Annotated in this window: 21 protein-coding genes; 18 read left to right on the top strand and 3 right to left on the bottom strand. The window is 36.3% G+C overall.

Annotated features, from left to right (window positions below; translation table 11 throughout):
* The first annotated feature begins 2 nt into the window (after nucleotides 1–2).
* Genes ACT5E3_RS21215 through ACT5E3_RS21205 form a run of 3 tightly spaced genes read left to right on the top strand, consistent with a single transcriptional unit; the run spans nucleotide 3 to nucleotide 3,800 of the window.
* The gene (locus ACT5E3_RS21215) at nucleotides 3–1,460 is read left to right on the top strand and encodes a di-heme oxidoreductase family protein (RefSeq protein WP_444995563.1); all 1,458 of its coding nucleotides are present in this window, start codon (nucleotides 3–5) and stop codon (nucleotides 1,458–1,460) included.
* Nucleotides 1,461–1,476: 16 nt separating this feature from the next.
* Nucleotides 1,477–2,646, top strand: coding sequence for an imelysin family protein (locus ACT5E3_RS21210; RefSeq protein WP_444995562.1), 1,170 nt, complete (start codon nucleotides 1,477–1,479; stop codon nucleotides 2,644–2,646).
* Nucleotides 2,647–2,690: 44 nt separating this feature from the next.
* On the top strand, nucleotides 2,691–3,800 hold the full coding sequence (locus ACT5E3_RS21205) for a DUF1513 domain-containing protein (protein WP_444995561.1): 1,110 nt from the start codon (nucleotides 2,691–2,693) through the stop codon (nucleotides 3,798–3,800).
* Between the two features lie 20 nt (nucleotides 3,801–3,820).
* Here ACT5E3_RS21205 and ACT5E3_RS21200 read toward each other — a convergent pair whose 3' ends face one another.
* Nucleotides 3,821–5,431 carry a cation:proton antiporter domain-containing protein gene (locus ACT5E3_RS21200; protein WP_444995560.1) on the bottom strand — a complete coding sequence of 537 codons (1,611 nt, stop codon included), beginning with the start codon at nucleotides 5,429–5,431 and terminating at the stop codon, nucleotides 3,821–3,823.
* A 370-nt stretch (nucleotides 5,432–5,801) separates the two neighbouring features.
* Complete coding sequence (locus ACT5E3_RS21195; protein WP_444995559.1) at nucleotides 5,802–7,568, bottom strand: type IV pilus assembly protein FimV; 1,767 nt, start codon at nucleotides 7,566–7,568, stop codon at nucleotides 5,802–5,804.
* Nucleotides 7,569–7,993: 425 nt separating this feature from the next.
* Between ACT5E3_RS21195 and glyA the strand changes: the two genes are divergently transcribed.
* The 15 genes from glyA (at nucleotide 7,994) to ACT5E3_RS21120 (ending at nucleotide 19,523) form a co-directional block, all read left to right on the top strand.
* Nucleotides 7,994–9,247 carry a serine hydroxymethyltransferase gene (gene glyA, locus ACT5E3_RS21190; RefSeq protein WP_444995558.1) on the top strand — a complete coding sequence of 418 codons (1,254 nt, stop codon included), beginning with the start codon at nucleotides 7,994–7,996 and terminating at the stop codon, nucleotides 9,245–9,247.
* Between the two features lie 104 nt (nucleotides 9,248–9,351).
* Nucleotides 9,352–9,807, top strand: coding sequence for a transcriptional regulator NrdR (nrdR, locus tag ACT5E3_RS21185; protein WP_444995557.1), 456 nt, complete (start codon nucleotides 9,352–9,354; stop codon nucleotides 9,805–9,807).
* 54 nt (nucleotides 9,808–9,861) lie between these two features.
* The gene (ribD, locus tag ACT5E3_RS21180) at nucleotides 9,862–11,001 is read left to right on the top strand and encodes a bifunctional diaminohydroxyphosphoribosylaminopyrimidine deaminase/5-amino-6-(5-phosphoribosylamino)uracil reductase RibD (protein ID WP_444995556.1); all 1,140 of its coding nucleotides are present in this window, start codon (nucleotides 9,862–9,864) and stop codon (nucleotides 10,999–11,001) included.
* On the top strand, nucleotides 11,001–11,654 hold the full coding sequence (locus ACT5E3_RS21175; RefSeq protein ID WP_444995555.1) for a riboflavin synthase: 654 nt from the start codon (nucleotides 11,001–11,003) through the stop codon (nucleotides 11,652–11,654). Before ribD ends, ACT5E3_RS21175 begins: the two co-directional genes overlap by 1 nt.
* A 38-nt stretch (nucleotides 11,655–11,692) precedes the next feature.
* Complete coding sequence (gene ribBA, locus ACT5E3_RS21170) at nucleotides 11,693–12,811, top strand: bifunctional 3,4-dihydroxy-2-butanone-4-phosphate synthase/GTP cyclohydrolase II (protein ID WP_444995554.1); 1,119 nt, start codon at nucleotides 11,693–11,695, stop codon at nucleotides 12,809–12,811.
* Between the two features lie 50 nt (nucleotides 12,812–12,861).
* Nucleotides 12,862–13,329 carry a 6,7-dimethyl-8-ribityllumazine synthase gene (ribH, locus tag ACT5E3_RS21165; protein WP_444995553.1) on the top strand — a complete coding sequence of 156 codons (468 nt, stop codon included), beginning with the start codon at nucleotides 12,862–12,864 and terminating at the stop codon, nucleotides 13,327–13,329.
* A gap of 4 nt (nucleotides 13,330–13,333) precedes the next feature.
* Entirely contained in the window at nucleotides 13,334–13,762 is a 429-nt protein-coding gene (gene nusB, locus ACT5E3_RS21160) for a transcription antitermination factor NusB (RefSeq protein ID WP_444995552.1), read from the top strand.
* Nucleotides 13,763–13,901: 139 nt separating this feature from the next.
* On the top strand, nucleotides 13,902–14,858 hold the full coding sequence (thiL, locus tag ACT5E3_RS21155; RefSeq protein WP_444995551.1) for a thiamine-phosphate kinase: 957 nt from the start codon (nucleotides 13,902–13,904) through the stop codon (nucleotides 14,856–14,858).
* A gap of 35 nt (nucleotides 14,859–14,893) precedes the next feature.
* Nucleotides 14,894–15,385 carry a phosphatidylglycerophosphatase A family protein gene (locus tag ACT5E3_RS21150; RefSeq protein WP_444995550.1) on the top strand — a complete coding sequence of 164 codons (492 nt, stop codon included), beginning with the start codon at nucleotides 14,894–14,896 and terminating at the stop codon, nucleotides 15,383–15,385.
* The gene (locus ACT5E3_RS21145) at nucleotides 15,367–16,038 is read left to right on the top strand and encodes a retropepsin-like aspartic protease family protein (protein WP_444995549.1); all 672 of its coding nucleotides are present in this window, start codon (nucleotides 15,367–15,369) and stop codon (nucleotides 16,036–16,038) included. Before ACT5E3_RS21150 ends, ACT5E3_RS21145 begins: the two co-directional genes overlap by 19 nt.
* 43 nt (nucleotides 16,039–16,081) lie before the next feature.
* The gene (locus tag ACT5E3_RS21140; RefSeq protein ID WP_444995548.1) at nucleotides 16,082–16,606 is read left to right on the top strand and encodes a GNAT family N-acetyltransferase; all 525 of its coding nucleotides are present in this window, start codon (nucleotides 16,082–16,084) and stop codon (nucleotides 16,604–16,606) included.
* Between the two features lie 409 nt (nucleotides 16,607–17,015).
* On the top strand, nucleotides 17,016–17,459 hold the full coding sequence (locus ACT5E3_RS21135; RefSeq protein WP_444995547.1) for a hypothetical protein: 444 nt from the start codon (nucleotides 17,016–17,018) through the stop codon (nucleotides 17,457–17,459).
* Between the two features lie 162 nt (nucleotides 17,460–17,621).
* A complete protein-coding gene (locus ACT5E3_RS21130) occupies nucleotides 17,622–17,999 on the top strand; it encodes a barstar family protein (protein WP_444995546.1) in 378 nt (125 codons plus the stop codon).
* Between the two features lie 189 nt (nucleotides 18,000–18,188).
* Nucleotides 18,189–18,857 (top strand): penicillin-insensitive murein endopeptidase, encoded by a 669-nt coding sequence (locus ACT5E3_RS21125; protein ID WP_444995545.1) that lies wholly within the window; start codon nucleotides 18,189–18,191, stop codon nucleotides 18,855–18,857.
* 201 nt (nucleotides 18,858–19,058) lie between these two features.
* Nucleotides 19,059–19,523, top strand: a complete 465-nt coding sequence (locus ACT5E3_RS21120; protein WP_444995544.1) for a GNAT family N-acetyltransferase — start codon at nucleotides 19,059–19,061, stop codon at nucleotides 19,521–19,523.
* Here the strand turns inward: ACT5E3_RS21120 and ACT5E3_RS21115 are convergent.
* A complete protein-coding gene (locus ACT5E3_RS21115) occupies nucleotides 19,515–23,987 on the bottom strand; it encodes an EAL domain-containing protein (protein WP_444995543.1) in 4,473 nt (1,490 codons plus the stop codon). The two genes, ACT5E3_RS21120 and ACT5E3_RS21115, sit on opposite strands and share 9 nt — an antisense overlap.
* Between the last annotated feature and the right edge of the window lie 100 nt (nucleotides 23,988–24,087).

Genomic DNA, 24,087 nt, shown 5'->3' with positions numbered 1-24,087 from the left:
TTATGCGATCACTTGATCGATTAGTTAAATTTATTTTTATTTTATCAATTACACTAACTTGTTTAGTTAGCGTGGTTGGTATCGGTAAAAACCAAGTGGTTAAGCCGTCTTCAATGAAACTAAAAGCTGCTCCGCAGCCTGTTAATCTGACAACTTTTATTCGTCCCAATAAAGAGCTGGATTTAAAACAACAAATGCCTTTTTGGGTTGGGTTGTCTTTTTTTCGAGATCCTTGGGTCGTCGCACCAGCATCGACCACTGCACGAGATGGACTGGGTCCTTTATTTAATGCTCGTTCTTGTATTACTTGCCATGTTAACGGTGGACGTGGTGCGTTACCGGCTGAAAATTCGTCTGCTCCAGTTGCACTAATTTTTAAGCTAGGCAGTGAGAAAGGCCATCCACAGCTTGGTAATTTAGGCGATCCTATTTATGGCCATCAATTGCAAGTACGCAGTATTAATCGGAATATTAATAAAGGTTTAGCGCCTTTAAACCCAGTTGATTTAAGTCTGCTGGCTGCGGAAGGAGGCGTCAGACGCTCTTGCAAAGAAATTTTGGGGCAGTTTGCTGATGGAGAAACTTATCGTTTGTGTCAGCCCCATTATGAAGTGGTTAATTTATCTTACGGTCAATTAGCCAAGCCTAATGTTTTGTCGCCTCGTCTTGCGCCGCCATTACTTGGCCTTGGGCTATTAGAAAAAATTCCTCAAGCGGCCATTTTAAAAAATGAAGATGTAGATGATAGTGATAACAACTCTATTTCTGGAAAAGCTAATTGGGTTTGGGATAGAACCCAAAACAAAAAACGGCTTGGTCGATTTGGTTTTAAGGCTGCTCAACCATCAGTCGAACAGCAATCGGCGGCGGCATTTAATAATGATATGGGGATTACCAGTGCAATTTACCCTAAAGAAGAATGTACCTCTGTTCAAGTCGGATGCTTAATACAGAAACGACGTGAAGGTTTGAAGCACAAGTTAGATATTGAAACTTCATTATTACAGCAAGTTGTATTTTTTACTGCAAACTTAGCTGTACCTAAAGTAAGAAATTTTAATGCTTCTCTTTATAAACAAGGTCGAGAAGTTTTTTATGAGTTTAATTGTCATGACTGCCACCAACCTTCTTTTAAAATTGCTAGTACAAAAAAAGATAGCGAAGAGCATATCATTTGGCCATATAGCGACTTATTGCTTCATGATATGGGAGAAGGTTTGCAAGATCAGCAAGCTGAGTTTTTAGCTGATGGACGTGAATGGCGAACGCCACCATTATGGGGGCTTGGTTTACAAAAACAGGTGACTGGCGAAAATGCATTTTTACACGATGGTCGAGCACGTAGCTTATTAGAAGCTGTTTTGTGGCACGGTGGTGAAGCTAAGGCATCACAACAACAATTATTAATGAGCAATAAATCGCAAAGAGAAGCTTTGTTGTTCTTTTTAAATTCGATTTAAATTTGAGGTTTTAACTATGTTATTTCAATTATCTAAGGCAACAGGGGCCGTTGTTTTTATTTCGACTATGATATTGCTCGCATTTATCAATGGCTGTGGTGGTGGTGGTGAAAATAATAAAGATGAGTTTTCGGCTAGCAGTAATAAAGTGGATGAACAGGTTACGTTGTTAAGATACATTGGTAATGAAGTACTTGTGCCAGGGTATGAAGCACTGGCTCAATCAACAACTGAATTAATTAATAGTAGTGAAACATTTTGTAGCAGCTCAACATTAACAACTACCGAGTTAGAACAGTTACGAAGTGCTTGGTTTACAGTGATGGATAAATGGCAATTTGTTCAAATGATGCGTTTTGGTCCCATTGTAAAAAATAACTATCAATTTCGAGTCCAGTTTTGGCCTGATAGTAATAATGCTGTAGAAAATAATGTTGAAAACTTACTCGCCGGTAGTGAAGCTATTACCGAAGAAGTATTAGCTAATTCTAGTGTTGGTGCTCAAGGAATTCCAGCAATGGAATACTTAATTTTTAAATTAGACGAGGTTGTTTTACAAGAGTTCTCTGAAGCCTCAACGGCAACAAAACGCTGTCAGTTATTAAATGCTATCTCAGCAAATTTACAAACAATTTCTAACGATATTGTTAATCGTTGGTCTGTCAGTGGAGAAGACTATATTAGTGAGTTTACTGGCAAAAATATTGCCGGCAGTGGTGACACACGCAAATTGGATGAAATGGTTAGTGATGTTGTTAATACAATGATTGAACAAACGCAGTTCATTTTGCTTTATAAGTTACAAGCGCCATTTGGGGATGCTTTACCTGGTAACGAAGAGTCTGCTGAATCTTGGCGTAGTCGTTATTCTACAAATAACTTAATGCAAAACTTAACCGCTTTACAGAAAATTTATGGTGAGAATAATATTGGCTTTAGTCGATATCTTAACGAGGTTGTCAACGCTGATGTGCTTGATCTCAATATGCAAGAAAGACTACAAAAGCTAATTGAAGCTGGAGAAAAAATTAACCAGCCTATTGTTGAAGCAATTGCATCTGATGAACAGCGTATTATATTGACTGAATTGATTGATTTAATGCAATCAATGGTTACTAAACTTGAAGGTGATTTTGCGAATGCAATGAATGCAACAGTTGGTTTTAATGGGAACGATGGTGACTAACTTCTGCCTGTCGAGAGCAGGTTATTCAAAGTAGGAGCCTGATAATGAAAAGACGAGATTTTATTAATCTATTAATGAGTACAGGTGTTATATTACCAATGTCTGGATGTTGGTTTGGAGCAAAAAAAAACATCAATACTACATTTTTAAGTGCTTGTGACATTGGTAAAAATAAACATGCAGTAGGTTTGTTTGATTCATCAGGAAAGATTCTTTTTATTACTCCAACACCGGGTCGTTGTCACGGTAGTGTTCCGCATTTAAGTAAAATTAACAAAGCAGTTGTTTTTGCTAGAAGACCAGGTGATTTTTTATTAGAAATTGACCTGCAAACTGGCGAGCTGTCTCAAGTTATACAAGGGAAAAGTGATCGACACTTTTATGGACATGGCTGCTTTTCTCATGATGGTCAATACTTAATAACTACAGAAAATGATTTTATTCATCAACGTGGTCTAGTTGTGATTAGAGACGCAGATAATTATCAGGTGTTAGAAGAGTTTAGTAGCGGTGGTATTGGCCCTCATGAATGTGCAATGCTCAATCATAATAATCATTTAGTAGTGGCCAATGGTGGAATTTTAACGCACCCACAACAAGCAAGAAAAAAATTAAACTTATCATCAATGCAACCTAATTTAAGTTATATTGAGCTTCCGTCAGGCAAGTTGTTAGAGAGTTTTAAGCCTGATCATCACCAGTTAAGCATTAGGCATTTAGCGGTCAGTCAAAATGATTTGGTTGTTATTGGTTTGCAATATCAAGGCAAGCGTTTCGATCGTGTTCCACTTGTTTTATCTCATCATGGAAAAGGCGAGTTAAAAGCACATTTTGCTCCTGAAAATATACAACTCGCGATGAAGCAATATACTGCGAGTGTCGCTATTGACGATCAATCAAACCATGCTGTTGTGACTTGTCCCAGAGGTCATATTGTAACGCTATGGGATTTGCCATCGGGGCAGTTTAAAAAATCGATTAAAATTCGTGATACTGCTGGAGTGGCCTACGACTCTAGCCAACAGCAATTTTTGTTAACCAATGGTTTTGGTGCAATTAACCAGTATCAAATGAAAAACTTAGAGAGTTTTGTTGAAGTTGGGTATAGAAATAGCCTTAAATGGGATAATCATTTATCTGTAATGAGCAGTTAATGTCATCACCTATACTGGTTTTATTGAGACTTTAATAAATCGCTATTAGAAGCGATATGGTTGGCAAAGCCAGCACCTGCTTCTACAAATATGTTGGAAACAATATTGACTCCGGCTTTTTCTAGTTGTTTCACTTCATCAGGGAACTTTGCAATTGATGCAATTTGGCCAGAAAAACCCAACTCGCGCAAAAGCTTTACAACGGCAATTGTCGTATTAAATTGAGGGAGGGTTAATAAAATCAAGTCGAGTTTATGTATTTTATTCACTCTTTCCCAAAAGTCGGCATCGCTAGGATCCCCTAGTATGACATTTCTGTTGGTTGCAATATGGCTATTAACTGTACCCAGATCAATATCTATTCCAACAAGATTATCATTGTGTTTTTCACACAATTGATCATAAGCACCAGTACCAATTGTTCCCATGCCAATCACGGCTATTTCAGCATTACCAATATCAAGTAATTGGTCAAACGATAACCTGGTTTCACTCTGAAGTTTATTTAATTGGTGTCTATTTTTTGTATAAATAGCATGAGCATGCTTATTCAATGCTGCTGAAAAAATAAATGAAAATGAAATAGCCATTGCCATAGTGATTAGCCATTGATTATCAATCCACTGGTTTGCTACGCCAATCGCTATGACAATCAAACTAAATTCACTGTAATTACTTAAATTGATAGTTGATAAAAGGGCTGTTCTTGCTCGTAAATTGAAGCGAGTGAATAAGGCAAAAAATAAGGCTGACTTAAAAATGATAAAGGGCGTTATTAATAAAGCTAGAATTAAACTACTCCAATCTGGTTGACCATATAATCCAATAGATAGAAAGAAGCCTAATAAAAATAAATCTTTGAAGCCTAGCATGTTTTTAACTAATTCTTCTGCCTTATTATGAGTCGCAATGATTGCTCCAAGAAACAAGGCCCCTAAATCCCCTTTAACACCAACTAGTTCAAAAATTTCTGCGCCACCAATAGCTAAAAGAAAACCAAATAATATTAATAGTTCTCCCCGACCAACTTGATCGAGAATTTTGTAAAGAATAATCCTAAAAGGAATTAATAATATTAATGATAAGGCCCAAATTGAAGGCATCTTATTGGCTGAGACTGCTAAGAAGGTTACCGCAAAAATATCTTGTATTATCAAAATTCCAATTGCAATGCGGCCATGCAAAGAATCATATTCTCCTTTATCTTCCATAACTTTGACAACAAAAACGGTACTTGAAAAACTAAAAGCAAAACCAAGCAAAATTGCATTTTGTAAACTTAAATCGATTAAGATAGGAGTACCTATAATTGCTAGCAAATAAATTATAGCACCAAATAAAACAATAACGATTGATGTATGTATTACGGTAACTCCCCAAACCTGAGGGCGGATTAAGTTACGAATATTAATTTTAAGTCCGATAGTAAACAGTAATAAAGTAATACCCAAGTCTGCCATTTTCTTTAAGAGTTCTTGGTCAACAATATTTTGTGAGCTAAGGATAAAACCGGCGGTTAAAAAACCAACTAGTGGCGGTAGGCCTATTTTTTTAGATATCAATCCTAAGACAAATGTAATACCTATCCAGAGAAAATCATTTAATGCAATAGCTGCCCAGGTAAAATCCATTTTTGCTATTTCCTATAAAAAGAGACTAATAGATAGAGGGTGTTTATTAAATTATTAATTGTTTTTATTTTGTACATAATCGAATTTAGTTAAAGTGAAGTTAGTTAAGATAATCTTTTAAATAAGCCTGTAACAAATCGTTGCTCAACTTATTAGCTGATAAGGCTTTGGGGATATCCTTTATTTTAAATAATTTACAATAACCATGTTAAAATAAAAAAGCTCATCAAGCTGGAAGTATTGTATCATTATAGCGTATTATCTTATATGACATTGATTAAAATCATAAAAGACTCTTAATGGCGTGAATGCGCCAGAGGGCAAATGGATTATTGATTGGGGGCCTATTTTTAACCGTAGAGCCAAAAAGCTATTTAAAGGAAGATACTTTCTTGTTCCACTCCCGTATAAATTCATCATTGAGGCTATCTAAGTCGACATCGTCGTCAGAATCAAAGACCACACCAGACTCTTCATTTTCTGGTATTTTAGTTGTCGAACGGGTATCAAGCTTTTCAACAATATTCGTTTGCAGATTTGCATCAAGCTTTTGATAGATTGTTTTACGAATATTCAAGAGTGCTTTAACGATCTTTGTGTTACCAGAAAATTGAATTAAGCTCTCATTAACCAATTCTTTAGCTAAGTCGTAACGATTACAGCTTAGGTAAAAATCAGCTGCCGATTGAAGATATTTAACTTGTTCTGTAGATGAAATGTTTTTAGGAATTGATAACTCTTTTAGAGTAGGGGCTTGTGACTGCTCTCTATGATCATTATAAGCAATGTTTTCTAACTGATTATCAAGTTTTTTTGCAAAACGGTTAACTTTTCGCCGACTACTATAGCGTGTTCCTAAGTAAGCAATCAGTAAGGCAAAAAAGATCCATGCTCCAGTTGCCCAAATCATTTTAGTATTGTTGGCGATCGGTTGATTAAAACTTTCATTTTTAGCAGGTAAATCGCTTGTGGCTGAAACAGGTTGTTGCTTAGCAATTTCTTGTATACTGTTTTTAGAAGCCGCTGGTGTGCTTGCCGTGTTTTCATTTAAAGACACAGGTGTTGTAATCGTGGCTGCAAAGTGTTGTTCGGCCGGCTGATTTTGTAAGCGATTGATGACGGCTTCTAACTTAGCCATATCTTGCTTCATCGCTAAGTTACGTTCGCGTTCTTTTTGAATATTATCATTTAATTCAGCTAACTGTTGCTCTAGGATGATTTGTTTTAATACTAAAGATTGTTTGTCATTAGTACTGGCTTCAGTTTGCTGAGAGGGTTTAGATATCGTATCGCTTTTAGACGGCATTTGCTGAGCTAAAGAGCTAACCTTATTCACTGCAACACTTTCTGATTTCGGTTTGGATATTTTTGACACTGTTTGTTCAAGATCATTGAGACTAAAGTTTAGTGTGACCCCTTGTTTTAAATGATTTTTATTGTTATTTAAAAACGCGTGTGGGTTGGCTAGATAAATCGCTTCCATTTTTTGACTGATAGAGGCTTGGCTGACTTGCCAGGCTTTTGCTATGCGCCATAAACTTTGCCCTTGAGTGACTAATATGCTTTTTGAGTGCTCTTGTACAACATTATCATCTCGCTCAGTTGCTTTAACTAACGTTGTATTTTGATTACTTTGGGTCGTTGTGTTTAAGGTTGCTTGTTTATTTGAAGTGTCTCGTCGATTTACCCGTTGATTTAAAGAATCTTGGCTTTTCGTTTGAGCTTGTTTCTTTGCATAATAAACTTCCACAGGATCGAGGAATAGGGTTACTTCTTTGAATAATTTCATGCCCTTATAGTCTACTGCAACAACAAAGTTGAGTAGCGGCTCTTTAATTGGCTGTAAGCTAGTTATTTGTAATACTGGTCCTTGATTAGTTTCGATAGTATTAAATTTTAATTTAGGTATCCAACTTGGGTAAGGTAGCCCAAAACGACGATGTTGCTGGTGATTGGCAAGTGTAGCGTTTATTTCATATAAGTCAGCTTCATAAGCGACAATAGGCAGGTCTATTTTTAATGGTCTATTGATAATGGCTTCTGTTGATGGATTACCCAAACCAATTGCTTTGGAGTGGTTACACGTGGCAGAGAGTGAAATCGCAACCGCGATAGATATTAAATTTAACCGGGTCATTAACGCCATAACTCCTGACTTTTGCTGCTACCAGTCGATATCATACTATAATATTCAAATCTCTTATTGAGTTTTTAAAGGGTTTGTTATTAAGTATGGACTGGATCACATTATTCGTCTTTATTATTTAATAACAATTGGTTATGTAAATTTAATTTACTATGTTATTTAAAATGTCTGCGTTTTTTGTTAGGTTATTTGAGTCTTATCAATCGTTTCTTTTATAGAAACTCATCATTCTTCGTATTTTTATTAAGTGAATCATCTAATCAATAGAAATTTAATCTATTATGTTGTCGTTGCTCTAATTCGAAATCGGTATTTCAATCGTAGTTTGAATAAGCGACACTAGATCTTATTTGCTATACAATACGCGCAAATTTTGAACGCTGTTTTTTGAAACACACAACGTAGGAATTAGTTTCATGTTAGATAACAATCAAACTTTAGCAGAATATGACTCAGAGCTATGGCAATCCATTGAAGCTGAGAAGCAACGTCAGGAACAACACATTGAGTTGATTGCGTCTGAGAATTATACCAGTTCGCGAGTGATGGAAGCCCAAGGCTCTGTGTTAACCAATAAATATGCCGAAGGCTATCCTCACAAGCGATACTATGGTGGTTGTGAGTTTGTCGATATTACCGAAGATTTGGCTATTTCTCGTGTGAAAGAGTTGTTTGGTGCCGACTATGCCAATGTACAACCTCATTCGGGTTCACAGGCAAATTCAGCTGTTTATATGGCTTTGTTACAGCCTGGCGATACCGTCTTAGGTATGAACTTGAGTGAAGGCGGACATTTAACTCATGGTTCTCCTGTTAACTTTTCGGGTAAATTATATAAATCTGTTCAATATGGGCTAGATGACAAAGGGTTTATTGATTATGAGCAAGTTGAAGCGTTGGCACTTGAACATAAACCTAAAATGATTTTGGCGGGTTTTTCTGCTTATTCTCGCGTTGTTGATTGGGCTAAGTTTCGTGAGATAGCGGATAAAGTTGGTGCTTACTTTATGGTTGATATGGCTCATGTTGCCGGTTTAATTGCTGCTGGTCTTTATCCTAACCCTGTTCCACATGCTGATGTGGTTACCTCAACTACCCATAAAACTTTAGCCGGACCTCGTGGCGGTATCATTTTGGCTAAATCGAATGAAGCTTTGGAAAAGAAATTCAATTCGGCTGTTTTTCCTGGTGGGCAAGGTGGTCCATTAATGCATGTTATCGCAGGAAAAGCGGTTGCATTTAAAGAAGCGTTAAGTGACGAGTTTAAGAAAATTCAAGCACAGGTACTGGTTAATTCTAGAGCTATGGTAAAAGTGATTCAAGAGCGTGGTTATAAAATTGTTTCAGGAGGAACTGATAACCATTTGTTTTTAATCGATTTGATTGAAAAAGATATTACCGGTAAAGATGCTGAAGCTGCATTAGGTAAAGCTTTTATCACGGTGAATAAAAACACTGTTCCTAATGAGCCCCGTTCGCCTTTTGTGACTAGTGGTTTAAGAATGGGAAGTCCTGCAATTACTACTCGGGGCTTTAAAGAAGCAGAGGCAACTGTACTAGCGGGTTGGATTTGCGATATTTTAGATGACATTTCTAATGACGATGTGATTGAGTCAATCAAACAAAAAGTGCTTGAGTTGACTGCTAAATTTCCTGTTTACAGAAAATAGTTATAATATAATGTTATAATCCCAAGCCATTCTAGTTCAGGCTAGAATGGCTTTTTTGTATTTGTTGTTTGCTGTATTCAATATTGTTAATTTTTGGAGCTACCATGCGTTGCCCATTTTGCTCTTTTCAAGATACTAAAGTAATTGATTCCAGGCTGGTTACCGAAGGCGATCAGGTTCGCCGTCGCCGCGAGTGTATAGAGTGTGGAGAGCGTTTCACTACTTTTGAAGGTGCCGAGTTAGTAATGCCGCGTGTTATTAAAGGAGATGGCTCACGTCAGCCTTTTGATGATTCAAAGCTAAAAGCAGGTATTCTAAGAGCGGTTGAAAAAAGACCTGTATCTGTTGAAGATGTTGAAAAATCTATACTCAGTATCCAATCGCAGCTTCGTGGACTAGGTGAAAGAGAAGTTTCTGCACAAGTGATTGGTGAAATGGTGATGGACGCTTTAAAAAAGCTTGATCAAGTTGCTTATGTCCGCTTTGCATCGGTTTATCGACGTTTTAAAGATGTGAGTGAATTCAAAGATGAAATAGAACGCTTAGAGTCGATAGATTAACTTGGAAGAGTTATTTGGTTAATTTCAATTATATCCCTGATGAATTTATCAATTATGAAGTCAAATGATTCCCTCTGGTCACAAGCAGATCGTCTAGCAATGACCGAAGCCTTACAGTTGGCGCGACAAGGTCAATTTACTGCAAGGCCCAACCCTATGGTTGGTTGTGTATTGGTCAAAAATAACGAAGTTATTGGGCGAGGCTGGCACCAAAAAGCGGGATTAGCCCATGCAGAAATTAACGCGCTAGCCAGTGTATCAGGCAAGGCTTCGGGAGCTACTTGCTATGTCACTTTGGAGCCTTGTGCCCATCAAGGAAAGACCGGACCTTGTGCAAAAGCACTAATCGATGCAGGTGTTAAGAAAGTTATTGCTGCGATGGAAGATCCTAATCCGCTGGTGGCTGGTAAAGGTTTTCAAATACTATTAGATGCTGGAGTTGAGGTTGAATATGGCTTAATGGAACAGCAGGCACAAGAGCTCAATAAAGGATTTGTTTCTCGCTTTACCAGAAAACGTCCTTGGGTAACTTGTAAGTTAGCAATGAGTATTGATGGCAGAACTGCATTGGCTAGTGGCGAAAGTCAGTGGATTACTGGGGCCGCGGCAAGGAGTGATGTACAAAAGCTACGAGCTAAACAAGATGCTATAATGACCGGAGTTGGTACAGTACTCAGAGATAATCCTAGTCTAAATATTCGGTCAAAAGATGTTATTCCTAGCGAAGAATTGAAGAAAAGTACTGAAAACTGGTTTGAGGTGGCAACAAAAATAGGTTTTAAGCAACCTGCCAGAGTTCTTTTTGATCGCCATGCAAGCGCCAATATTGAAGCCAAAATATTTAATGATAATGCCCAAGTTTATTGGGTAACTAATGGGGCGGAGCTTCCAGAGAAAAAAAACTTAGTGTTAGTTAAAGCTCGACCAAAGCTGGTTGAAACCATGGAGTATTTAGCTGATTTGGGAATGAACAATGTATTGTTAGAGTCTGGGCATCAACTTGCCGGAGAGTTTATACAACAAGGACTTATTGACGAGTTGATTGTGTATATGGCACCTAAATTAATGGGTAATCATGGCAAAGGATTATTTGAGCTTAACATCGAAACAATGCAACAGAATATTCATTTGGCGCTAAAAGATATACGCCAATTGGGTGATGATATTCGTTTAGTGTATGAGATTAAAGAGTAATGTTTACTGGAATTATTGAAGCGACTGGGTATATTGACAGCATCAAAAGTCAGTCGGGTGATAAAGTATTTAAGATTAAAGTTGGCAAGCTTGATATGAGCGATGTGAGCTTAGGCGATAGTATTGCTTGTAACGGCGTATGTCTAACCGCTATTGAGTACGGCGATGATTATTATGTCGCAGATGTTTCAGGAGAAACGCTCAAGTTAACTACTTTGGGGAATGTTAATGTTGGTTCACCTGTTAATCTAGAAAAAGCATTAACACCAACTAGTCGTTTAGGTGGACATATGGTCAGCGGGCATGTTGATGGTATTGGTGAAATTGTTGCTATAAAAAATGACTCTCGAAGTATTCAATACGATATTAAACCCCCTGGTGAATTATCAAAATATATTGCTAAAAAAGGTTCTATTACTGTTGATGGGGTTTCACTAACGGTTAATGAATTAGAAGGTGAGGTTTTTAAACTCAATCTTGTGCCACATACTTTGCAAGAAACCACAGCAAAAAACTATTCGGTTGGTACACAAGTAAACCTTGAAGTTGATCTGCTCGCCAGATATTTAGAACAACTGCTGGTAAAACAAACAGAAAAAAATGGATCTACACTTAATTATGAACTACTCGCAAATAGTGGTTTTATTAAATAACATTTTAATTAACATTAAAAAGTTGAGTCGGAAAAAACATGCAACTGAACACTGCTAAAGAATTGATTGACGATATCGCTGCTGGAAAAATGGTGATATTAATGGATGACGAAGATCGTGAAAATGAAGGCGACTTAGTTATGGCTTCGTCAATGATAAGACCCGAAGATATAAACTTTATGGCGCGTTATGGGCGTGGACTTATTTGCTTAACACTCACTCAAGAACGCTGTGAGCAGCTGCGTTTACCATTAATGGTTGGGCGCAACTCGGCCTCTTTTGAAACTAATTTTACGGTTTCTATTGAGGCGGCAGAGGGAGTTACTACTGGTATTTCTGCGGCTGATCGTGCACGTACTATTCAAGCGGCAGTGGCGCGTGATGCAGAACCTTCTGATATTGTGCAACCAGGGCATATTTTTCCAATTATGGCAAAGCCAGGCGGTGTACTTAATAGAGCTGGTCATACTGAAGCTGGATGCGATTTAGCAAGATTGGCTGGTTTTGAGCCCAGTGCAACCATTGTTGAAATATTGAATGAAGACGGAACTATGGCACGCCGCTCCGATTTAGAAAAAGTTGCTCAACAGCATGACTTAAAAATAGGCACAATTGCAGATCTGATTGAGTATCGAATGAACACAGAGCACTCAATAGAAGAGGTTTTATGTGTCGATTGGCCGACAGAGTTTGGTGAGTTCAAACTACATGCTTACCGAGATAAAATTGATGGGCAAACCCATATTGCACTGGTTAAAGGAACTATAGTACCTGATGAAGCGGTTATGGTAAGAGTGCATGTAGCTGATACTCCCACTGATTTGTTAGCTAAAGAAAAACGTAGCTCAGGCAGTTGGACACTGCGACGGGCAATAGAAAAGGTTGCATTAGAGGAAAATGGTGTAGTGGTTTTATTAGGATATCAATCGTCTCCAACCTCAATTATTGATAGAATAGCGACAATATCAGGGAAGAAAGTTAATTCACCTAAAGTTCAAGCCAAAGCCAGTCGAGCGTCACGCACGGTTGGCATCGGTTCGCAAATTTTAATGGAATTAGGTGTGCATAAAATGCGCCTTTTAAGTCCGGTGAAAAAATTTATAGCATTATCGGGCTTTAAATTAGAAGTTGTAGAGTATATTGAAGATAAATTGTAGTGGTTAGCCGCTGCTTTAAGAGTAAAAATTAAAAATTGAAGAGAGATAAGATGGTTACGATCGAAGGGGATATGATTGGTAAAAGCGGAAAGTTTGCGCTTTTAGTAGCAAGGTTTAATAGTTTTGTTGTTGAAAGTTTAGTTGAAGGTGCTGTTGATGCACTTAAACGACACGGTATTGCAGAGAATGATATTGAAATTATTCGAGTGCCTGGAGCATTTGAAATGCCAATTGCGGCCCAGAGGATAGCAGCAAATAAAAAATATGATGCGATAGTGGCCTTAGGTGCAGTTATTCGAGGTGGAACACCACACTTTGAATATGTAGCAGGTGAATGTGTAAAAGGTTTGTCACAAGTCTCATTAAACGCCAATATCCCTGTTGCATTTGGTGTATTGACCGTAGACAGCATTGAACAAGCCATTGAAAGAGCGGGTACTAAAGCTGGTAATAAAGGTGCTGAGGCTGCATTAAGCGCATTAGAAATGGTTAACTTGTTTGACGCACTGGATAAATAAATAGATGATCCAAAAACCTTCGACCAGAAAAAAAGCCCGTCGTTATGCCATACAAGGCATATATCAATGGCATATGAGCGGTAACGGCATTGAAGAAATTGAACTCCAGTTTTTAGAGTCAATTAACCAAGCTAAAGTTGACATTGAATATTTTAGAGAAATATTGGTCAATACACTACTTTCTGTACAAGAGTTAGATGAGCTTCTGCAACCCTATCTTCAACGCGAATTTTCAGAAGTGAATCCAGTTGAGCTAGCGGTTTTAAGGCTTGCCTGTTATGAATTGAAAGCGCGTATGGACATACCATACAAAGTTGTTATCAATGAAGCTTTAGAATTAAGTAAAACTTTTGGGGCATCTGAAGGTCATAAGTTTGTTAATGGGATTCTTGATAAATTAGCAAGGCAGCTCAGGCCGCTAGAGGCTAAGTAGCTCGGTCATCAGGAAAGTGCTGAATTAAATATTAAAGCAGTGCCTAAAAGTTTTTGATAACAGGGATTAAAAAAACTATGTCGCTGTTTTCTATCATGTTAGCGGTTAATAAAATATAAATATCCATCAAAGGAAGTCGATGAAAGAGTTTGAAATTATCGAACGTTATTTTGCGGTTGATAGTGGTAAGCGAAAAGATGTCATTAAGGGTGTTGGTGATGATTGTGCACTACTAAAAGTGCCAAGAGGTCAAAGGTTAGCGGTATCTATGGATACATTAATTGCTGGCGTACACTTTTTGCCTGAGACCAATGCTGCTGATATTGCTCACAAAGCAGTTGCTGTTAATTTAAGTGATTTAGCTGCTGCTGGGGCAGAACCTGCCTGGCTCACTTTATCAATGAGTATTCCTGAAGTTGATCGGGATTGGTTAGAGTCATTTCATCTTGGATTGAAACGCATAGTCGAGTTCTTTGGCGTACAAGTTATCGGTGGCGATACTTGTAAAGGCCCTCTGTCAATTACCATACAAGCCCATGGTTTTGTTCCAGAGGCTGTGTTTCATACTCGTAATGGTGCTCAAGCTGGAGAACTGGTTTGTGTTACAGGGAGTGTTGGCGATGCTGCGCTTGGCCTTAAAGTGGCACAAAATGAATTACAAGTGCCGCCTAACATTGCCAGCCAATTTTTAAAAAAATACTTTACACCTTATCCCAAAATTGCCGCTGGTATTGCTTTACGGGGGCGTGCGACTTCAGTAATTGATATTTCTGATGGTTTACTGGCAGATGTTAATCATATTAGTCAACAAAGTGGTGTAGGGGCATTATTGCGCTGGGAGAAGGTGCCTCTTTCTGATGCCGCTAAATCAATAAAAGATGAAGCTTTACTAAAAAGTGCTGCTTTATCAGGCGGTGATGATTATGAACTTTGCTTTACTGTTAAAGAAGATGATTTAGTATCAACCAGACTGGCATTGGAAACGGTAGGAACCGATTGTATTCCGATTGGACGTTTAACGGGAAAACCAGGAGTCAGGTTACTGGATAATAAAAATGAAGTGGAGCTTGATGAATTAGGCTATCGACACTTTTAATTAATTCATCGACTTCTTGCAATTAAAGGACTTTTATGGCCCAGAACGTTTCTGCAAAGTTTGTACTAACTAACCCTATTCACTGCTTATCTTTTGGCTTCGGTAGTGGTTTGCTGCCAAAAGCGCCTGGAACTTTTGGAACACTTGCTGCTATTCCTCTTTATTATTTAGTTGCTGACTTGAGTTTGTCAGTCTATGCTTTTATTTGTGTAGTTATTTGCTTACTGGGCATTTATTTCTGTGAATATACGTCAAAAGCATTAAAGGCTCATGATCATCCTGGAATAGTTTGGGATGAAATAGCTGGTTTTTTTATTACAATGATTGGTTTTAGTATGAATTGGCAAAACCTAGTGTTAGGTTTTATTCTCTTTCGGTTTTTCGATATTATAAAACCTTGGCCCATTCGTTGGATAGATTCAAAAGTTACTGGCGGTTTTGGTATCATGTTAGATGACATAATTGCAGGTGGATTTGCTTGGTGTAGTCTTCATGGAATATATTTTTTATGGCAACAGTTCGCTTAATAATCTTTCTTTTCTGCGTGAGTTTTAGCCTGAATAGCCAGGCTGAAGAAAATGAACTTCGTGTTATTGCTCTATTTAAAAATGCGGCTATGGTCGATTATGCTGGCAAGCAAAAACTTTATCGAGCAGGGCAAAAAGTATCTTCCACTATTCAATTAATTAAAGCTGATACTCACTCTGCTACTTTTATGATTAATGGTCAGCGGCAAGAGTTAACCTTGCAAAAAAATGGAATTTTTCAAGGCGATCATCATGCTGTCCCATCAGCTCAAGGGTTAAATAAAGTCGCTAAAATCACCAGGAATATTTATGGTATGTATAAAACACCAGGCATGATCAATGGTATCATGGTCAATTTTTTGGTTGATACTGGTGCTTCTCAAGTAGCAATGAATGAACAAGCTGCGCTTAGAATTGGTATACCTTATAAAGCTACAGGTAGAAAAATGGGAGTATCTACAGCGGCGGGGTTGGTTGGTGCATGGGGAGTGATGCTCAATAAAGTTCGTGTTGGTGGGATTGAATTAAATAATGTGGAAGCTTTAGTGGTTGATGGCGTCGGGCCCGATGAAATACTTTTAGGTATGTCTTTTTTAAATCGAGTAAAAATGGTTAACGAAAATAATTTACTTGAGTTAACTCAACAATATTAAAGAAATAATTAGAAAAATAAAAAGTTAAAGGAAGTGATTAGTTATGCGAGTTATTGCCAATACTCCGCGTTTGGAGTTGCGTGAATTTTCTATTCAAGATGCGCCATCTTTTTATCAATTAAATTTAGATCCACTGGTATTGCAATATACTGGTGATTCAGCCTTTGCTAATGTTGGTGAAACTATTGAGTTTATTCAAAAGTATGATCAGTATGATAAGTATGGTTTTGGTCGATGGTCGCTGTATTTAAAAGAAAGTCAGCAGTATATTGGTTTTTGTGGTCTAAGGTACTCTGACTCAACTGGTGAAGTCGATCTTGGTTTTCGCCTAGTTAGACGTTTTTGGGGACAAGGACTTGCAACTGAAGCCGCCAAGTGTGCTGTTGAAGTTGGATTTAAGCATTATAGGCTTGAGTCAATTATTGGTCGGGCAATGCAAGATAATCTGGCCTCTCATGCCATACTAAATAAATTAGGGTTTCAATTTGAAAGCCCACTAAATGAAAACAAAAGGCAGTGGTTTCAGTATCGGTTGGTTAATCAGTTGAATGAAGAAGTTGAGGTATAGTTGTTGGAGTAATACAAGTGTAGAAACTGGATATATAGCTAAATCACTATAAATTGTCACAATAAAAGCCGTTATTTTTGCCACTCTTTTCGTTGCCTGACTTGTCCATAGAGCGGCTATGCACTGCGCCAGACGCCTTAATAGTGACAAAAATCCCTGATTTTTCTCTATGCCAATTGATAGTGATTTAGCTATAGTTTTTAAATTTTAGTTGTGAATATTTTACACGCTTTTTATTCTGTTCCAATTCATGTTTCTTATGGTAGAAAATTGATTAGTGTTTATTACTCAATATTGGCTTATTTATAGTCTAATATTGAATACCTTACGTGCAGTCTAAAACATCACTAATTAATATTATCTTTAAATGATGAACTTACTTGTTTGAATGGGGTGTTAAAAAATTAAAATGAAATACTTTGCACTATTTTTGTCATTGACTTTGTATTCTCAGGTAGTGGACGCTAAAGCCTATTCTTGGGGGGATTACAATAGTTGGGTTCCGAGAATTAAAGCTGCGAATGAATATGTAGCAAAACAGTATAATGATAAGGGAAACATTCCTGTAGAAACTAGAGAGTTGGCAATGTATGTCATTGGATTTGTAGAGGGAATGCGAGACGGGATTATTTTGCATGAATATGTGAAACTTAAACAAACATATGGTGATAATAATATTCCAAATCAAGTCTTGAAAAACAAAACTGATGGAATTTGCTTAAATGACACTTATTCTCAAATAATAATTCGACTTGGTAAATTTATAGAAGAGAAAAAGTATCGACCTGGGCATGATTTCATGAGCGTCTATCTGGATTTTGTTACCGAGGAATATCCATGCAAAAAATCCTAACAAAGAAATGCACGGGAATAGCTACACTCGCGTAACTTGAGTATTTAAGCTACAAAAAGAATGTGATGAAAGCTAAGAAGATAATTATTAAAACGGATAAACCATATACTGAAAATCATAATTACAGACAGTTACGCCATCGATGGTAGAAATATAAAGGACATGCAATCACTCTGTGATGAGTTTGCTTCCGCAGTAAATGCTCCTGACGGATATTTCGGAGATAACTTTCAGAGTTTCGATGATTGTCTTTTTGGCGGATTTGGCCTTGAGTCTCCTTGCAATATTATCTGGAAGTATTCCGCTGATTCGAAGAAATACTTAGGTTGCAAGATGCTTGAGGCGTATTGTGAGGATATTCTTGATAATAACCCTGATATTCATGGGCCAGATTTTAAGGAAGGTAAAGCTTGGTGTCTAGATACCCTCAAAAAAGTAAAGTTGGGTGAGAGAGATTTTTACGATGAAGTCATAGATACAATAAATTCAGTTTCTGAACGAGCTGGATTTGAGCATAAGGTCGAGTTAATCCTTGAGTAAAATTTTAACAAGTTAACGAAGGTTGAAGCTGTAAAAAGTGAATGCTGTAATTGCGTAACTTGATAATTAGCTTCATTATTAAGGGTTGAGTGATGCACAATGCTCAGTGTAAGATAAGCTCTAATAATAAGGACTAAGCTTTTTAGTTTTTTCTTTGCGTATAATTATCTAATTGTTAGTATCTCATTAATGAAGTATTTTTTTATTTTTTCAACACTATTTACTTCCTATGCTTTTGCAAATGAGAGCGTATGCTATGGAACTACATCGAACGGACGATTAGAAAATGGTATCGAGCTACCCAGCAAAGGCAATAACTATGAAGGTTATAGTACTATTGGCCGGCTTGCAGGGAGAACTTATGTTCATTCGGTTGTATATAAAATATTTTTAAATGCTTATGCCAGTCTGGAAAAATCAGAACCATTAAAAGTATTTAAATACGCTGAAACTGGTTTTAAACAAGGTGGCCGTTTCAAACCTCATAAAACACATCAAAATGGTTTGTCTATTGATTTTATAACACCTGTTGTTAACAAAAAAGGCCAATCTGTTCACTTGCCAACTAATCCATTTAACAAATTTGGTTATAATATCGAGTTTGATAAATCTGGGCATTATAAAGAATATAAAATTGATTACATTGCACTTGCTGCACACATTGTCGCTTTGCATAAAGAGTCAAAAAAATTGGGCTTTGAGCTTTGGCGAGTAATTTTTGATCCTAAGCTTCAACCAGAGTTATTTAAAACGAAATATGGTGAATATTTGAAGTCTCATATACAATTTTCAAAAAAACGATCTTGGGTGCGTCATGATGAACATTACCATGTCGATTTTCTTGTTCCGTGTAAATAAATACTTGAGGAAAAAGAATTAGGATACAATAGTAAACTGCCAGTTTTAAAGTCTATCACGAAGTTGTTTTTGTAGGAGCCTATGTTTTACGATAAAAAAGTGATGTCACTTATTTCGCCAATTAATATTCTGAGGTATTAACGCAGTTTGTGGCGCTTTGGTAACAGTTAATAAATCATTTGATAGAGGTGTTTTTGCAATATGAAGGAAACTATTACATTCAGAAGCGCTAAAAAAAGTGATATAAAATTATTAGTTGCTATGTTATATAATGATGAGTTAGGTCAGTTACGTGAAAGTAATTCTGAACCACTGCCAGATACATATTATTCTGCTTTTGAAGCCATTGAACATGATCCCAATAATCAGTTAATTGTGGCTGAACTTAATTATAATGTTATTGGAATGATGCAAATTACCTATATTCCTTATTTGACTTATCAAGGCAAGTGGCGAGCTCTTATTGAAGGTGTTCGCATTGATAACAGTGTTCGAGGAAAAGGGATAGGGAAAAAAATGTTTGAGTGGGGAATTGAGCAAGCTAAATTGCTTGGTTGTCATTTGGTACAATTAACCTCAGATAAAAAGAGACCTGAGGCTATCGACTTTTATAAAAAACTTGGCTTTGTTGACTCACATGAAGGTATGAAGCTTCATTTATTTTAACATCTGCTCTCTTGCTAGCGTTTCTGTTAATGGATCTGAGAAATAGTAACCTTGGCCAAAGTGACAACCACATTTTAATAAAAATTTGAGTTGTTCTTCATATTCTATGCCTTTTGCAGCAGGTATTTGTCCCAAATTATTTATCATTGTAATTAAGGAACGTAACAAAATATCATTGTTTTTATCTTTGCCGATATTTCGAATAAAATTTCTATCGACTTTTATCGTATTAACGGGTAAATTTTTGAGATAGCTAAATGGTGTATTACCATAACCAAAATCATCTAAAGTTACATTAAATCCATTTGAATTCAATTCATTAATGAACTTTAAGTTACTATCAATATTTTCTGAAAATTGTTTTTCATTAATTTCAATATGAATATTCGAAGTTGAAAGCTGGTTTTCTACTAATTTTTTGAGCAAATAATCTGATGCACCAACCTTTTGACAATAAATTGGATTTAAGTTTAGCGAAAATGTTGTATTGATCCCATCTTGTTTCCATTGCGATAAAGTTTTAAATGATTGATTGATTAACCACTCTGTTATTTTATCCATCATGCCTATTTCTTCTGCAATTTTTAAAAACTGAGAGGGGTAAACTATATTGCCTTGACTCATTCGCCAGCGTACAAAAACTTCAAATCCATAGATGTTGTTGGTTTTTAAGTGGTATTTAGGTTGAAAAACTAAATAAAATTGATTGTTTGATAAAGCTTGTTGTAAAGATGCTTTCATCGCTAATCGTTCAGCAGCTCGCTTATTGAGATCTTTTTGGTAGTAACTAATTTGGTTGTTCCCTATTGATTGAGCTTGGAGCTTGGCTGACTCTGCATGTTGAATGAGCTTGCTTGAAGTTGAACCATCATGAGGGAAATAAGCAACACCAATGCAGGCCGTTATTTTTACTGAGCTGTGGCTGATTTTTTGAGGTATTGATAACTCGCTTAAAATGTTGTTTATTTTGAAAGAAACATTTTCTATTTTTTCTTCATTCTCTAAAATAATATGAAATTTGTCTTTATCGATTCGAGCTAAAGTATCATCTTTATTAAGTGATTTTTCGATGCGCTTACTTGAATTAACTATGATTTCTCTTGCTGCACTTTTCCCAAGAGTTTGGTTGTGAAAGTCAAAGTTATCTAGGTCTAAATCAATTAACACGACAATTTTTTGGTGAGAGCGAGCATGACTGATAGCGTGAGAGAGCCTGTCTTTTGCTAAGACTTTATTAGGCAAACCTGTTAAGCTATCGTAGTATGAGTTTAGCTTTTGAGTTTCCATTCGATCATTTAATAAACTGATATCAGTCATCACCATAATGTAATTTGATGAGTCTGCCTGGTCATTACTAATTGCATCAACTCTTACATCAATTGGGTAGCTTGGTGAGCCCAATACAGGCATGGTTGCTTCGCCTTGCCAAGACTTATTATTTAATATTTTATCTTCAATATTCTTTGCAAACTCTTTGCCGAACCGTCTTTCTGCTATATCAACTATATTTTTACCCAATAAATTATCTGGGGAGTAATGTGTATGTGATTGGTAAGCATTGTTGACCGCTAAAATATTTAGCTTTTCATCAATAATAAAAATAATGTCTCTTGTACTTTGAATTGCCTTTTCATATAAGCGAAGTTTTTCTTCGGCTAGTTTTTCTTGGCTGATATCTAGCCATGTGCCTGTTGCTCTTATTGGAGTACCAGCAGGGTCAAATTCACAAAGCTTTCCATAAATTTTGCACCAAATCCAGCTTTCAAAAAAATACACTCTAAATGTTAAAGATATTTCTTTTTCTTTACCATTGAGAAATGTAAGCCAGTTTTCTTTAAATAACTGCTGATCTTCTGCATGCACGTAACTTTTATACTGTGCTAAAGTGATTATAATGTTATCACTGTCAGGCATTAGCATTGTAAATGTTGATTTTTCTAAGTTGTTACTTTGTTTCTTCCAGTCCCAAATGCCTCTGCTTTTATCAAGCAGTGCAAGTTCTAAACGTCGTTCTTTTTCTTCTAGTTCTTTATTGGTTGTTATTAATTTTTTATTGGTAGTACTTCTTTTATAAAAGAAAATTAACGTAGCGAGTATGAATGAAATATAAAGGAAATATTTAATACCATCACTTGTCCATGATTTTTGAGTGATAGTAAAAGGAATTTTAACAGTTTTGAATTTTTTATAATTGGGTATTACAGCTTGAATATTAAGTTGGTACTCTCCTGAACTTAAGTTCGCAAATGTAACTTCATTTTTAGTTGTTGTAACAGGTGATGTTGTTATTTCTCCGGTTAACCAGTATTCAAATCGCCACTTTTGAGGTGATAAATAATCTAATACTGATAAGTTGAATGAAATTAAACTATCTGCTTCATTGACTTGGATTTTTCTTTCTTTCCAATCAACACCATTGCTAAAAACTAGTTGCTCTTGAATTTGAATGCTTGTGATTTTAGGGTAAGTGTTTTTTTTAGGTGTCGTTAAGTCATTTGGTGATATGATTAATAACCCATCAGAACCACCTAACAAAAACTTGCCCTGGGATGTTTTAAAGCTGGCGCCCTCGTTAAATTCGTTAATTGGTAAGCCATCATAAAAGTCAAAGACTAAAAATGAAAAATCATTTTTGTTAATTTTGACTAGTCCACTATGAGTACTAGCCCATAAAAAGTTTTTATCAGGTATAAGTGTTTGAACAATGTTATCAACAAAGCCTGTTTTTCGACTAAAGTGTTTGATGATTGAGTGACTTTTACTGCTAAGGTCTATCACATAAATACCTTCTCCATTAAAAGAGACCCATAGTTGATTGTTATCTAAATAAGTGCTGGTTAAGCTTAAGTCATAGTATCTTTTGTGTTTATCAAACTTTGCAATAATTCTTTTTACTTTTTTCTTTATATCAAAGGTTTCTATTCTATCGGAGTAGCCTAACCATAAAAGGTTATCGTGATACTTTATATAGGTATTAATTGGACTGTTTTTTTTCGATGCTAAGTTTTTTTCAATATGAAATTTTTCTGTTAAAGGGTTGAAGCTAACAGGGCCTTGTTTGGTTGCTAGCCAAAGCTTTTCATCTGGAGTTTGTGTTATTGAGTAAATAAAAAAATCTTGTTTTTGCTTTTTTTGATTAAAGTGGTAAATCTGTTTTTCTTGGGTTGAGGGATTATACTTAATCAATCCGTCTTTTGTGCCCAGCCAAAACATATTTTTATATTGATGAATATAAAGAATGCTCGCTGTTTTTTTATTCATTTCTGGTAGGTTATTTGTTAAGTAGGTTTTTATTGTTTTATTATGAATGTCAATATAATTTAAACCATTTTCTGTTGCTACCCAATAATTATTATTAATATCTTCAGCAAAATTCCAAGCGGTGTTATCACTTAGTTTTAAATTGGGGTTTTGAGTGGCACTAGTAATAGATTCAAACTTTAAACTGTTGGGTTCCCAGACATAAGCACCTTGACTTTCTGTACCTATCCATAATTTTTCATTTGAATCGATATAGAGTTGAGTGATTTTGTAATTAGTGTAACGAGGTAGTATTTCTGATAACGAATAGAGGTGTCTTTGAGTTTTTGTATCAGTATTGTATTGATGGAGTTGATCATCAATAGCAAAGAATATATTGTTTTTATATTTTGCAGTAGAAGAAATATTATATTTATTGAGTAATTGAGCTTCTGTAGATGCTGCTGACTCAATATTGATCACCACCGAGCCTTCTGATGATGAGACAAATATTTGATTATTATTTATACGTTGTAATCCTGTAATTAAGGTATTATTAATTTCATTGGGTAAAAGGTGTTTTGAGATATTCTTATTATCTTTGTTAAATTGATAGAGACCTTTGTTAGTGGCAAGCCATATATCGTTCTGGTAGTTTTTAGCCTGAACTATTTTAATATTTTGCTGAGTTAAAATTCCAATAGCGTTAAAAGGAATAATCTCTCTACCTTCGGGTTTTAATTGAAATAGGCTGTCTCTTGTGGCAACCCAGAATAGGCCTGAGCTTTCTTCTATTACATCAACAATAATATTGCTGCTATTGGATGCTTTAGGATTAAAAGGAAAGTGATAGCGTTCGAGTTTTTTATAGTCTTTATCGATATGGATAAGCTCATCAAATGTTGACACCCACAGAGCGCCTTGTGAGTCTTCTTTAAAGTTGGTGACTGCATTACCAATTAAACCTCCTTCAGGCCCTGCAAAGGCGGTTATTTGGTTTCCATCGAGCCTATCTAGCCCTGACTCAGTGGCAACCCACATAAAACCTTTGCTGTCTTGATAGAAGTCATTGATCGTATTCTGGCTAAGTCCTTGTTCGGTTGAGTACTGTCTAAAGCCTGTTTGTTTGTATAAGCTTGTTGACTGCTCTGCTTGTAGTAAATAAGAATTGCATACGAAAAAAACGAAAAACCAGCAGCTAAGCCATGATGAACGAGTTTCCAATACTTTGTTCTCCACGCAGGTTGATTGAGATCTGATAAAGCTAGAATACCTTATTTAGTAGAAAAATGCCGCCGAACAAGCCTAAATAGCGCTTTATTTG

The organism is Aliikangiella litoralis (assembly GCF_052495765.1).
The sequence above is the reverse complement of the archived record's forward strand: the minus strand, read 5'-3'. Positions and strand labels throughout refer to the sequence as shown.